The organism is Sphingobacteriales bacterium (genome assembly GCA_016719635.1).
Taxonomy (GTDB): domain Bacteria; phylum Bacteroidota; class Bacteroidia; order Chitinophagales; family JADIYW01; genus JADJSS01.
This window is the reverse complement of record JADJYT010000001.1, coordinates 192,566-206,179: the sequence shown is the minus strand read 5'-3', so window position 1 is coordinate 206,179 and position 13,614 is coordinate 192,566. Positions and strand designations below refer to the sequence as shown.

At 39.9% G+C, this 13,614-nt stretch carries 12 protein-coding genes; 3 read left to right on the top strand and 9 right to left on the bottom strand.

Annotated features, from left to right (window positions below):
* Positions 1 to 95 precede the first annotated feature (95 nt).
* The 6 genes from IPM95_00970 to IPM95_00945 form a co-directional block, all read right to left on the bottom strand.
* Complete coding sequence (locus tag IPM95_00970) at positions 96 to 1,523, bottom strand: glyceraldehyde-3-phosphate dehydrogenase (protein MBK9327891.1); 1,428 nt, start codon at positions 1,521 to 1,523, stop codon at positions 96 to 98.
* Between the two features lie 76 nt (positions 1,524 to 1,599).
* On the bottom strand, positions 1,600 to 2,469 hold the full coding sequence (locus tag IPM95_00965) for an RNA polymerase sigma factor RpoD/SigA (protein MBK9327890.1): 870 nt from the start codon (positions 2,467 to 2,469) through the stop codon (positions 1,600 to 1,602).
* Between the two features lie 179 nt (positions 2,470 to 2,648).
* Complete coding sequence (locus tag IPM95_00960; GenBank protein MBK9327889.1) at positions 2,649 to 3,173, bottom strand: putative metal-dependent hydrolase; 525 nt, start codon at positions 3,171 to 3,173, stop codon at positions 2,649 to 2,651.
* Between the two features lie 199 nt (positions 3,174 to 3,372).
* On the bottom strand, positions 3,373 to 5,127 hold the full coding sequence (locus IPM95_00955) for an alkaline phosphatase D family protein (GenBank protein ID MBK9327888.1): 1,755 nt from the start codon (positions 5,125 to 5,127) through the stop codon (positions 3,373 to 3,375).
* Between the two features lie 109 nt (positions 5,128 to 5,236).
* A complete protein-coding gene (locus IPM95_00950) occupies positions 5,237 to 5,947 on the bottom strand; it encodes a methyltransferase (protein ID MBK9327887.1) in 711 nt (236 codons plus the stop codon).
* An 86-nt stretch (positions 5,948 to 6,033) separates the two neighbouring features.
* Positions 6,034 to 7,518 (bottom strand): Do family serine endopeptidase, encoded by a 1,485-nt coding sequence (locus IPM95_00945; GenBank protein ID MBK9327886.1) that lies wholly within the window; start codon positions 7,516 to 7,518, stop codon positions 6,034 to 6,036.
* Positions 7,519 to 7,651: 133 nt separating this feature from the next.
* On the opposite strand from IPM95_00945, the gene IPM95_00940 reads away from it, so the two are divergent.
* The 3 genes from IPM95_00940 to IPM95_00930 are packed head-to-tail and all read left to right on the top strand — an operon-like array spanning position 7,652 to position 10,445.
* Positions 7,652 to 8,440 carry a diaminopimelate epimerase gene (locus IPM95_00940; protein MBK9327885.1) on the top strand — a complete coding sequence of 263 codons (789 nt, stop codon included), beginning with the start codon at positions 7,652 to 7,654 and terminating at the stop codon, positions 8,438 to 8,440.
* Positions 8,437 to 9,387: a magnesium transporter CorA family protein gene (locus tag IPM95_00935; GenBank protein MBK9327884.1), complete on the top strand. Its 951-nt coding sequence runs from the start codon at positions 8,437 to 8,439 to the stop codon at positions 9,385 to 9,387. The genes IPM95_00940 and IPM95_00935 overlap by 4 nt, the downstream gene beginning before the upstream one ends.
* The gene (locus IPM95_00930; protein MBK9327883.1) at positions 9,387 to 10,445 is read left to right on the top strand and encodes an AI-2E family transporter; all 1,059 of its coding nucleotides are present in this window, start codon (positions 9,387 to 9,389) and stop codon (positions 10,443 to 10,445) included. The genes IPM95_00935 and IPM95_00930 overlap by 1 nt, the downstream gene beginning before the upstream one ends.
* A 327-nt stretch (positions 10,446 to 10,772) precedes the next feature.
* On the opposite strand, the gene IPM95_00925 is transcribed toward IPM95_00930, so the two are convergent.
* From IPM95_00925 to IPM95_00915, 3 genes are all read right to left on the bottom strand, one after another.
* Positions 10,773 to 11,648, bottom strand: coding sequence for a metal-dependent hydrolase (locus IPM95_00925; GenBank protein MBK9327882.1), 876 nt, complete (start codon positions 11,646 to 11,648; stop codon positions 10,773 to 10,775).
* 44 nt (positions 11,649 to 11,692) lie between these two features.
* Positions 11,693 to 12,550 (bottom strand): metal-dependent hydrolase, encoded by an 858-nt coding sequence (locus IPM95_00920; GenBank protein ID MBK9327881.1) that lies wholly within the window; start codon positions 12,548 to 12,550, stop codon positions 11,693 to 11,695.
* A gap of 92 nt (positions 12,551 to 12,642) precedes the next feature.
* Positions 12,643 to 13,590 (bottom strand): methionyl-tRNA formyltransferase, encoded by a 948-nt coding sequence (locus IPM95_00915; protein ID MBK9327880.1) that lies wholly within the window; start codon positions 13,588 to 13,590, stop codon positions 12,643 to 12,645.
* Positions 13,591 to 13,614: the final 24 nt, after the last annotated feature.

Genomic DNA, 13,614 nt, shown 5'->3' with positions numbered 1-13,614 from the left:
AGACAAAAATTTATTTTCTACTAGAAAGGATTATAATATCCATTATTTTATTGTATTTTTTACAAACATACACACAACTATTAAATAGTAACTTATTAATAATAGGTAAGTCGCTGTACTTTGCCAATATATTTTGCCAATCGGATCACCTGACGCGTATAGCCGTATTCATTATCGTACCAAACATACAATACAATGGATTTGCTGTTTGGAGACAACAAAGTAGCATGCGAATCAACAATAGATGCATGTGGATTGCCGATACAGTCGGAAGATACCAGTTCCTGAGAAGTGGAAAAGTCAATCTGCTCCACCAAAGAGCCGAAAGAACCCGCCTGTTTCAGAATCGCATTGATTTCATCAACGGATGTAACCGTTTTGGACAGGTTCAGATTTAAGATGGCCAGTGAAACATCCGGTGTTGGTACACGAACGGCATTACCGGTAAATTTTCCGGACATTTCCGGCATTACCTTGGTAATGGCACTAGCAGCACCTGTTTCGGTGATAACCATGTTCATTGGTGCGGAACGCCCGCGTCTGTATTTCTTATGGTAGTTATCCAGTAAATTCTGATCGTTGGTATAGGAGTGAACGGTTTCAACGTGTCCGGATTCAATACCATATACATCGCTGATAACCTTGATGATAGGAGAGATGGCGTTAGTGGTGCAGGAAGCAGCCGTCCATACCTTAAAGTCATCCGGATGATAGCTGAGGTGGTTGACTCCATACACTATATTCGGCAAGGTGCCTTTGCCCGGTGCAGTCAGCAACACTTTGGAGATACCCTTGGATTTTAAGTGATTACTCAATTTTTCGGCATCTCTCCAGATACCGGAGTTGTCTATCAGTAAAGCATCGTTGATGCCATATTGTGTATAATCAATTTCTGCCGGATTGTCGGCAGAAATCATGTGAATGACATTGCCGTTCGCAACCAGGGTTTTGCCCTCGAAATCTTCCGTAATGACACCGCGGAATTTTCCATGCACCGAGTCTTTTCTCAATAAGGAAGAACGCTTTTTGATTTCTTCATCGGAATTGCCTCTGGTAACAATAGCTTTCAGGCGAAGCTGCTCACCATTGCCATGTTGCTGGATGAGTTCTCTGGCCGCTAAACGTCCTATACGTCCGAATCCGAACAACACCACGTCTTTCGGTTCGATCACGCGCTTATCTTTCCCGATATAGTCCGCTAATTTATTTGCCGTAAATTCTTCCACCGAAGAGAAGTTGGCTTTTTGTTCAATCCATTCTTTATTCAGGGTGGCAATATCAATTCTTGAGTTTGAAATTTCGAGCTGTTCGATTGCAGTTGCAATAGTTAGAAAATCTTCAATGGATAACGGAAGATTCAGGTATTTTTTAGCGTATTCCTTATTGTTTAAAACTTCTGTGTAGCGGGCATCCACAATATTTCTGCGGAAAATGACCAGTTCTACGTTTCTGTCCAGCCACAGTTTGCCGGCGATGTTAATCAGTTCGAGGGCTTTTTTTTCTTTTTCGATCCACTTGCTCATGACGTAATTTTTGAATTATAGAATGATTGGAATGTAGTAGATATAGATTCTTTTCAGTATTCGGATATTGACATGCCTAATTACCCAGGTAATTTTTCAGCAATTTGCTTCTGGAAGTGGCACGGAGCTTATTGATGGCTTTGTCTTTGATTTGACGTACGCGCTCACGGGTAAGCCCAAACTTTTCGCCGATATCTTCCAGTGACATCGGATGTTCGACACCGATACCGAAATAATATTTTATAACGTCTTTTTGTCTGTCTGTCAGCGTCGATAAGGAACGCTCAATTTCTCTTCTCAGGGATTCCAGATATTCCAATTGCAAATCGGTTCTTGGTGCTGACGTATTTTCCAAAACATCCAGCAGGGAGTTTTCTTCCCCTTCTTGAAACGGTGCATCCACGGATACGTGACGGGCGGCAACTCCTAATGTCGTTTCCACTTCTTCACGGGTTATTTCCAGTATTTCCGCTAACTCGTCTGCTGACGGTTCACGTTCAAATTCCTGCTCTAAGTTGGAAAATGCCTTATTGATCTTATTCAATGAACCCACTTTGTTCAACGGCAAACGAACGATACGGGATTGTTCTGCAAGTGCCTGCAGAATAGACTGCCGAATCCACCAAACGGCATAGGATATGAATTTAAAACCTCTCGTTTCATCAAATCGTTGAGCAGCTTTTATCAGACCTAAATTACCTTCATTGATTAAGTCACTCAATGTCAATCCCTGATTCTGGTATTGTTTGGCAACGGAAACCACGAAACGAAGGTTGGCTTTTGTCAGTCGCTCCAACGCAATCTGGTCGCCTGCTTTGATGCGCTGCGCTAGATCAACTTCTTCTTCCGGCGTTAATAAATCAACTTTTCCGATTTCTTGTAAATATTTTTCTAAGGATTGGCTTTCGCGGTTGGTGATGGATTTGGTAATCTTAAGCTGACGCATAGGTTGATTTAGATTGGATAAATTTTAAAAGTGTGCAAAGATAAGCATTTTTAGAGTCAATGTCAATATCAGACAAGTCATTCAAAGTGAATGTATTGTTAAAATTATGGACGGAAAGTGGGGTATGAAAATCACCGTTTATTCCGGTATTTTTCATGATAAATTCGCAGAAAATACCATTAATTGTTTCTCAGCGCCACCTCAATCTGCGCCACGTGATGTTTACCGTGCCACGCATATAAAGCCAGTGTTTGTTCTAAAGTCGAGGCTCTTTTGTACTCAGGATGGTAAAAGGTACGTTTCCAGTCATTATTATCCATATTTTCCAATAATGACACCCACTTTGCGTGTATGGATTTCAGCAGGCGAACGGACACTCTAATGGGTAGCTGTGCGTCAGCAGTTTCCACCCATAAATCCTGATCATAGGGCTTGATGGTTGGATTGTTTTCAGTCAGCGCTAATTTAAAACGTATGAGCGCATTCATGTGGCTGTCAGCCAGGTGGTGAATGATTTGCTCTATAGTCCATGCGCCGTCCCTGTAGGAGTATTGTAGCTTTTTCTTTTTGTTGATTTTTTTGGTTACCGCCTTCAGGTGTTCCGGCAATACGCGAATGTCCTGAATCAGTTTATTGATAACCGTTTCCGAATATTCTTCCGGGTATTTCAGTTTTCCGATTGGAAAGATATTTATATCTGACACATTTTCTTTTACTGCATTTGGTTTAGCTATATTCGGCGGAGATGCTATTTTCTTTGAATTTGGCGTTACTGTCTTTCTAGGCATTATTAGAATTTTTCAATGGTTCTTTCAATCAGGTTGTTATTGTCTTCAAGCACCAGTTTATAGGCACCGCGGGCTAAATCATTTAAATGAATGGATTTGTTATGCAGGCCTCTCGTTAAAAACCGAAATCAATCTTTTTTACCAATTTTCCGCTCAGGTCATAAACTTTTGCCTCTGCATTGGAATTGTTCACCATGTTAAACTGCATGAATATTCTGTCTATAAAAGGATTCGGATAGATACCCATCATTATCAACTCATTCGCTTTTGTGTGTATCCCGCTGATGATATCTGTTCTGGGTGTTTCAGGTGCCTGAAACTGCAACGGATCTAATTTGACAGACGGAGTGGTTGATTTTTTCAGCCACCTGGTTGAGGGCAATGTAAACCAGGCGCTTTCAAATGTCTGATTGGTGTCAATTGTTTGAATTGTTTTAATTGCATAGAAATTCCCCTGAGCCTTTTCATCGGTTAGGTCTAAAATTCCATAACCTTTTTTATATAAATCCACATATTTAATATGCGGCAGTAAGTTGGTTACCAGTCCGTAAATCGGATCCAATGGGACAGGTGAGGAGCCGGATGTAATACTGGTACAGACAAATTCCACACCGACTGAACCTTGTCCGGTTGAGGCGTTATAAGTTTGCTGATTATAGGGTAAATCCATAGCCCATGCAGTATGTATATCGCCGGTAAGGACTATGACGTTTTGAATATTATTGTTTAAAATGATATCGAACATTTTTTTCCTTTCGGTCTGATATCCATCCCATTGATCCATATTCAAAATCAGTCCGGTGCCGCCGTTTAACTGCCAAAAGGGATTCAGGTTCCCAACCATAACCTGCTGACCCAGAATTTTCCATTTTGCCGTGGAGTTTTTCAGTTCATTTTCCAGCCAGGCCATTTGTTCATCTCCTAAAATTTTCCGTTGATTATCGGCTAGCGCTTCCTGCAGCGTTCTGGCGTATAGCCTGGTATCGAGCATAAAGATATCTGCCAGATTTCCATAACTGATTTTGCGCCATATTTTATTTGGATCTCCGGCAACAGGCAGCCTTACCGGCAACCACTCGTCATTGGCTTGTTGCCCGGCAGCTTTACGCACATCCCATGGACCTTCCGTAGCAGGCGTATGATTGTCCGAACCATCCTTGTATGAATTATTCGCCGTTTCATGGTCATCCCAGACTGTCATGAAAGGATATTGCTGATGCAGTTTTCTAAGTGCCGGATCTAAACGATAGGAAGAATACCGTAATCGATAATCTGCCAGTCTGATAATTTCACTATTGGGCAGCTGGTCTGTTCTGGTAGAAGACGAACCGGTACCGGATTCGTAAATATAATCACCCAAATGTAAAACGGCATCTATATCATTCCTGTCTTTGATTCTGGCGTAAGCATTAAAAAAACCATTTGGATAATTGGAGCAGGAAACAAATGCAAATCTCAATTGGTTTACGCCTCCGACAGGTGCTGTTTTCGTTCTTCCCGTCAATGAATTTTTTCCTAAAGCGGTAAATTCATAAAAATACCATGTATTAGGGGACAACCCGGTCACATCAATTTTTACAGTGTAATCCTTGGAACTGTCAGTATTGAATGTACCGGACTGAACTATAGATGTGAAATTGGTGTCTGTTGCTACCCGCCAGGTTCCGTTAATGACACCCGCTTCCTCAGGAGTCACGCGCGTCCAAATGATTACAGCATTTGGTGTCGGATCACCGGATGCTACACCATGATAGAAGGGTACCAGTGAAGTATCCGCCATAGAACGCATCGCTTCATCAGCAGGTGAGATAGCATAGGATGTGGAAAAAGTTAAGATAAAGACAAATAGAGTAAGTATAGGTTTTTTCATAACAAATGTTTTATATCGAAAATTACATCATTTTTCATATAAAACAAGGTGATTCTTCAATATTTCACAGAAGTTTAGCAAATTGTGACAAAAGTAAACCGCTGTTGGATTATAAATATTGATAGAACGGTTTCAATAGAGAGGTTGCCGTCTGACTGTAATTGCCATCTGCATCCTTAATTGAGAAGGTTGAATCCTGTGGTTTTACAGAGCCATTACAAGTAAACAGTGCCGCATACCTGAAAGATGCATGATGCTGAGTCTGCTGAATTTCAATGGATTGTTCCGGATATAATTTGTATAACTGTGCCCATTTCAGACAGTCGGCTTTTCTGTAATAGGGCAGAAGAATGGCTAATTTACCAGTCTCTTTCAGTAAATGAGAAGCACATTTAAACAAGTTTTCCAAAGTAAGCGCCGTTGCATGTTTTGCAGTACGGTCCTTTGCATCTGCCGAATGCAATTGATTTTCATAGAATGGTGGATTCGAAATGATTAAGTCGTATTTTTTTTGTGTTTTAAAATTATTGAAATCACCCCAAAAAACGGAGATTCTTTCGTTGTAGGATGAATTTGCCGTATTTTCTTTTGCCTGTAAAAAAGCCGCTTCATCAATTTCCACTGCATCGATATGCGCAGTTGTCTTTTGTGCCATCATCAGGCTTAATAAACCGGTTCCGGTTCCTACATCCAGTATATTGCCTGTTGAATTATTGGCCGGAATCCAGGCACCGAACAGGCAGGCATCCGTACAAACTTTCATGGCACACCTGTCCTGTTCTATCCTGAAATTTTTAAACTGGAAATAGTGGTTGGGCATTCGGGGTAAAAATAGGAAAGTTATAGGAAATAAGTTAATGGCATATTACCGCCTTTATCCTAATATAAATAACTTATAAACTGTTATCAATACCCAAAAGCATAATATTTTATTCCATTCTGGTTTGGATATTTTCCTTCCATGAGTATTCCGTTGCCTTTGGAGTCTGATAGTATACCTTCTAAATCTTCCGTTTTAGAAACGGCTCTGTTGTTGATGGCCGTTATGATAAATCCTTCCTGAATATTGGTGTTTTGTTTAATAATGCCATCTGATATTTTAGTGATACGGATGCCATTCGCTATTCCCAGTTTCTTGGCCTCTAATCCGGAAACCTCTTCAATGCTGATACCCAGGCTTTCCAGCACGCTGGTTGAATTTTTATTGTCTTTGGAAAGCAGGGAAGTGGTGTTATCCTTTGATTTCAGAATGATGGTTTTGTTTATCATATTACCATCCCTGTATATCTCTACATTTATCTTATCTCCAGGCCGGTAGCTGGCTATATGTTCTTGTAAGTCCGCTGCGTTTTTAATGTCATTATCACCTACTTTGATGATAACATCTCCGCGTTTGATACCGCCATCTTCAGCAGCGCTGTTTTTATTCACTTCGGCGATGTAGGCCCCCTGAATCTTCTTGAGCTTCAGGTCTTTAGCCAGTTCATCATCGATTTCACGGATATTCACACCTAAAAAACCCCGTTGTACAATACCGAAATCAATAATATCTTTCACTACTTTTTTTGCAAGGTTGGATGGGATGGCAAATGAATAACCCGCGTATGAACCGGTAGGTGTGGCGATGGCTGAATTGATTCCAATAAGGTTTCCGTTGAGGTCGACCAGTGCACCACCACTGTTTCCGGGGTTTACGGCGGCGTCGGTTTGTATAAATGATTCAATCGCCAGATTTCCGGCTTTTTCCCTTAATATATTGATATTGCGTGCTTTGGCGGAAATAATTCCGGCCGTTACTGTTGAAGCGAGGTTAAATGGGTTTCCAACAGCCAGCACCCATTGTCCGACCTCCGCAGCATCGGAATTGGCAAATGTCAAGAACTGCAGATCGGAGGTTTCAATTTTAATAACTGCCAAGTCGGTGTTCGGGTCGTTGCCAATCAATTTGGCTTTGAACTCTCTGTTGTCAAACAGGTTAACCTTTATTTCATCGGCGCCTTCCACAACGTGGTTGTTCGTGACGATATAACCGTCATTGCTGATAATAACTCCAGAACCGGAGCCTTCCTGGTCTTGTTCGGGCATATCAAAAGGCGAGTTGCCGAACGGGTCTCCGAAAAACTGGAAAAACGGATTCATATTCCGCATATTCTTGGATGTTTTCTTTGCTTTTACAGTGGTGTTAATGTGCACAACAGCAGGGGTGCTTACTTTAGCAGCCTGCACAAATGCATCGCCCGATAAAGAACCGTTATGTCCGGCAAATTTTACCGGAACAGCATTGCTTTCCCTGATAAGGGTAGGGGAATGACCGTTCAATTTGTTTGAAATGGCAACGGCAGACATCGCACTGATGATGCCGATTACAAAGTATACCAATAGCTTTTTCATAAACGTATTTATTTTAATGATTGCAAATTACACACCTACAACAAATGAATCTTTTAAAAAATTATAACGGCGGGTTAAAAAAAGTTAACTGGGTGATTGATTATAATACAGTCTGAATACCTTATTTTTGTGCATGCCAATTCGTTTTTACAAATACCAGGGAACAGGAAATGATTTTGTGTTAATAGATAACAGAAACCATGAATTTCCTGTTGGCCAGACAGCGCTCATCCGGAAAATATGCGACAGACGCTTTGGTGTTGGTGCTGACGGACTAATGTTGCTGGAAGAGCATGCAGCTACTGACTTTAAGATGGTCTATTTTAATGCAGATGGGAATGAGAGTACGATGTGCGGCAACGGAGGAAGATGTATCAGTGCTTTTGCCCGTCTTTTAGATATAGCCGGCGAACACGGTACATTCATGGCTATTGACGGGGAACACGAGTATGTTTTGAAAGATGGTCTGGTTCATTTAAAGATGATTGATGTCCCGGAAATTTCAAACGCTGGAGAGGATGCGGTTTTGTTTACAGGCTCCCCGCATTATGTGTCGTTCAGAGATGATATTGCAGCTTTAAGAATTATGGAAGAAGCGCATAAGATAAGGTATAACGATACTTACAGGAAGGAAGGCATCAATGTGAATTTTGTAAATGATCAGACTGGAAAGATTAAAATGCGTACTTATGAAAGGGGGGTAGAGGATGAAACGCTTTCCTGCGGAACAGGAACAGTAGCGGCAGCCTTGTGTATAGCGGAAAGGCGTAAGATGGATACCGGCGTACTTGATATAGAGACTCCCGGCGGCAAACTCAGCGTTTCATTTGAAATGGAAGGAAATACTTATAAGAATATCTGGTTGATTGGTCCCGCAGAATTTGTTTTTGAAGGTGTATTAAGCGATACGATACTGTCATGATTAAGATATATTCCACACACAACGGTCATCTGACGGAGCTTTCTCAGCCGGAAAGAGACTGCTGGATAAATATTGCCCCTCCTTTTCATCTGGAACAGCTCGAAGCATTGGCTCAGAAACTGGATGTGCCCTTTTCTTTTATCCTGGATTGTATTGACCAATATGAGCGTTCCCGTTATGAGAAGCAGGATGATGCCAAATTGATAGTCATCAATACACCTATTTTAAATGAAGGGTTTGATATGGAAGATGAGGCGACTTATATTACCATTCCTGTCGGCATCATATTAATTCCCGATATGCTGTTAACGGTAAGTTCTTTAAGTAATCCGATGATGGAGTGGGTGGAAAAAAACAGTGTCAAACTTGGATCGCTCAGCGAAAGGAATTTCTTTGTGTTGAAAATTTTTGAACGCAACGTGTATTATTTTTTACATTATCTGAGAGAAATCAACAAACGAATATCCCAGATTGAAAAAGAGCTGAACTATTCCAGCAGAAATCAGGAATTAAATAAATTATTACATTTACAGAAAGCATTGATCTATTTTGTGAATGATATTAGAGCCAACGAGATGGTTCTGCTGAAGATTCAGAGGACAGACTTTCTTAATTTCAATGAGGATGAAGATTCCAAAGAATTGTTTCAGGATATCCTGATTGATAACTCTCAGGCACTGGAAATGGCCAATGTTTATTCCAATATCCTGGGGAATATGATGGGGGCTTTTGCATCTATAATTTCCAATAATTTAGGGCATGTGGTAAACCGTCTGACAGCGGTCACAATCGCATTGATGCTTCCTACGCTGGTTGCCGGAATATATGGTATGAATGTGGATTTGCCATTCCAGCACCAGCGCCATGCATTTACCATCGTTGTATTGATTAGTGTCTTACTCACTATATTATTTGTTGTGTATTTCAGAAAAAAACGCTGGTTATAATGGTACAATCAGAATTGACAACCATAAGGAATGTCCTGGTCTTCTTTACATCAGTAATAGTGCTCGGCTTGTTATATTTATTACAGGACCTGTTGATTCCCTTAATGCTGGCTATGTTTCTTGCACTGTTATTTCAGCCAGGCCTGGTTTGGTTTGAAAAAAGAAAATTTCCGTTATGGCTGAGCATTTCCATTATCCTGGTCTTATTTCTGACGACTATTTTTTTCATCGGTACAGTGATTTACAAGACTGGAGCGGATATTTACGGGGAGAAGGAGTATATTTTATCTCAGATTAATTCAAAACTTTCAGGTGTACTGGAAATGTATAATAGGGTTACAGGTAAAAAACTGGATTTAGAACACCTGTTTAATGATGTTACCTCAGGCATTTCCTCAGAGATGATTATGACCAATTCAGGTTCGATATTCGGTACATTAGGTTCGCTTTTCGAAGAATTTTTACTGACTTCCATATATTTGGTAATCTTATTATCCGGAATCATGCGATACGAAAATTATCTGCATTATCTGGGAGGAGAAGGTAAAAGCAAAAAATACATTGAGGCATTTGAGCAGATAAAAAATTCCATTGTTTCTTACATGAAGGTCAAGCTGGTTATCAGCCTTTTTTACGGGGTAGGTGTAACGGTTATAGGTTTGCTGTTTGGATTACAATTTGCTTTCTTTTGGGGTTTTATAGGATTTGTGCTCAATTTTCTTCCTGTTTTCGGAGCTATCATCGGGTTGGTACCTGTTTTTATTATGGGTTTAATCCAGTTTGATTCCGTTTACACCGCCATCACACTCAATCTCATCGCTTATGCCTATCACTTCATACTGGCATCAGTACTTGAACCTGTATTTTTGGGAAACAGGACATCTTTGAATACCATTGTCATAATAATGGGACTATTGTTTTGGGGATTCCTTTGGGGGATTTATGGTATGTTCTTATCCGTACCTATGATGGTGCTGACCAAAGTCATTCTCAGTCAGATCGAGGGTACTGATCTGTTTGTCAGGCTTTTAGGCGTTCAGGAAGACACCACCAAATAAACTTACAAAAATTTATAATTTAGTTTAGTCTGCACCCAGGATTTTTCTAATTTCTACTGCTGATTGGTTTATTTGCCATTTTAGTAAGTTTAATTAATCAAAACTTACACTAATTTGGCTCCTTACAAAGTGAACTCTTATATTCTTATTTAGGTAGTCAATTTAATCCAGTCTTACATGGTCAATCTAAACCAGAATAGGGAGGTCAACTTTACCGGATTTTAAGTCAGGTAGTTCTGTAACTACCCAGAAGTTGTTGATTCACTGAAAATTATAATGAAGAGAAAGAATAAAAATCTCTGAAACTACTCAGGGATTTTTTACACATTAAGCATAGGCTTTATCCCTAAAGAATTCTTCCGCCAGATGATAGTCATTTAAAACAGACGGATGAAATCCTTTTTTAAAAAACTTAAAATATTCTTTATAGGCATCTGCATGCAATTCATTAAATAATCCGGTTGCAAATTCGTTAAACTGTTTAGGAAGGTCTTTCGTATTTATATATTTTCTATCCTGATACATCAGTAAGCCTGTTCCCACAAAAAGATAAAAATAAAGCAAGGCAGTTACTACCGGCATAGCCACCACCCGTTTGGCATATTCCTGCTCATCTACTTTCTGCATCACATCAAAGGCGACATGCTTGTGCTCGATTTCTTCAGCGGCATGCCAAAGGAACAATTCCGCCATATCTTCCGGGACAACATCCTTTTGTGTATTGACATGCATGAATAAGGCATGTCCGAATAATGCCGTAAAATGTTCCAGACAGGCGGTTGCCACCAAGTCGATACTTTTATCTTTAAGGAATGGAATTTTGATTTTTGAGACTATTTTGTGCAGTAATTTATCAATATGATTTTCGTAGCCTTCTATCTGATAACCGTTCTCTTTTAATATTGCCCAAAACCTTTCGTGCATGGAACTATGTATGCCTTCCTGTCCGCAAAAGTTCCGAACTTGCTTTTGCAGCTTCCCGTCTTTAACCTGATTTTTATACTTCAAAACGGAATTTACAAAGAATCGTTCGCCGGTTGGAAATACAATATGCAGCGCATTGATAAAATGGGTGCTGAAGGGATTGTTTTTGTAATAAAACCGGGGGTTGTCTTTATTGAAAGAAAAATTGACGCGTCTGACCTTTATTTCTTCAGGGTTATAAGGATTTAAAGAGACATCATTGGGAGATATGTTTGACATAGATTTGATATTTTCATTGACAATAAGACATTGTAGTAGTTGAATTATGCGTAATTTTTACCTTTCAGCAATTCTTCTGCCAAATGATAATTTTCGATCTGATCCGGGTGGAAATCCCTGCGGAAGTATTGACCAAATTGTTTGGTTAATGTACCGCCAAAACTTTGTCTGAATCTGGATAGGAATGATATTAAGTCTTTCGGAATGTCTTTTGCTTTTACATCCTTGTCATTATAGGTAAGGACTGCTGTTCCAACCGCCAGATAAAACCACAAACCCCAGGTGGCTATCGCCATGCCACCCACTCGGAGGGCATAACTGTCGTCCACTCTTTTCAATACATCAAAAGGAATGGATTTATGTTCTATTTCTTCTGCGGCATGCCACATGAATAAATCTTTCATCTCCTGCGGCATCTTTTCAGTGATGTCTTTATTGATGATGCCGCTTTCAGCCAGCATGGCGGTATAATGTTCCAAAGCCACTGTAACACTTAATGAAATCTTATTCCCAAGATTATTCTTGGTTAAGGTGGTACGAGCCCAGTTTTCTATTCCATTCCATGCCGTCTTTCTGAAAAAATCAACAAACTTCATGGGTTGCAGATCCTGTGATTCCATAATATCCCAGAATTTCTGATGTTCGGCATAATGTGTCCCTTCCTGACCGATGAAATTATCTACTCGTTTTTTTAATTCCGGGTCATTCTTGTATACTTCAGCAAAAGCCTTTACACTTCGGATAAAGAACTTTTCGCCATCCGGAAATGCCAGATGCTGGGCATTCATAAAATGAGTAGCAACTGGATTGTCATTATACCAATGTTTGGGAAATGGTTTTTCAAATTTGAAATTTACCTTCCTGATTTTTGCTTCCGGTTTTTTAGTCGCTGTTGCAGCCATAAGTTTTAAGTTAGTTGAACCAAAATTAATCAACCAGTATACGTATTGCTATAAACTTTAGATAATTTAGTTAAGAAGGTTATACCCCGATGTTAATTAAATTTATACCCTCTTAAAAACTCATCTACCTTCATTTTCTTTTTACCTTCCAGCTGTAATTCCAGAATATCCAGATATGTATCGGCACATTTGATGGAAAAATAGGTTCTGTTATCTGTAGAATACTCAACAGATAGTAATTGATGGTCAATAGCTGATGAAGATTTACGTGGGCTGTGGACTATGGACTGTGGACTAATCTGCGAAGCAAATATCTTTAATACCTTTCCATCCAGATAGGTAAAAGCAGTAGGGTAAGGGGATAAGCCACGAATCAGATTATGAATTTCTATAGCCGGTTTATTCCAGTCAATCAGACAGTTATCTTTAAATATCTTCGGAGCATGATGTAAGCGAATTTCAGGTTGTATATTTGATAACTGAGATTTAGTCTCTGCTTTATTCAGTTCAATAGCCTGAACCGTTTTCAAAACTAATTGAGAACCGATATGCATTAATTTATCATGGACAGAACCGGCATTGTCTTCGTCATCGATTTTAATCTTATCCTGAAAAATAATATTTCCGGTATCTATTTCATGCTGCAGAAAAAAGGTAGTGACGCCTGTTTCTTTTTCGCCATTGATGACCGCCCAGTTGATGGGAGCCGCTCCGCGATATTGTGGAAGCAGCGAGGCATGCAAATTAAATGTACCGAATTCAGGCATTTGCCAGACCACTTCCGGAAGCATACGGAACGCAACGACAACAAAAAGATTGGCATTTAAGGATTCTAATACTTGTATGAAATCCGGATTCTTTAGTTTTTCCGGCTGAAGAACATTCAGCCCTTTTTCAACAGCGTATCTTTTTACGACGGATTGATTGATTTGCTGTCCGCGGCCTGCCGGCTTATCGGGTGCAGTAACGATGCCCACCACACTAAAGTTATTCCGGATTAAAATATCCAAAGAAGGAACGGCAAAATCCGGCGTTCCCATAAACACAATACGAAGGTTTTTCTT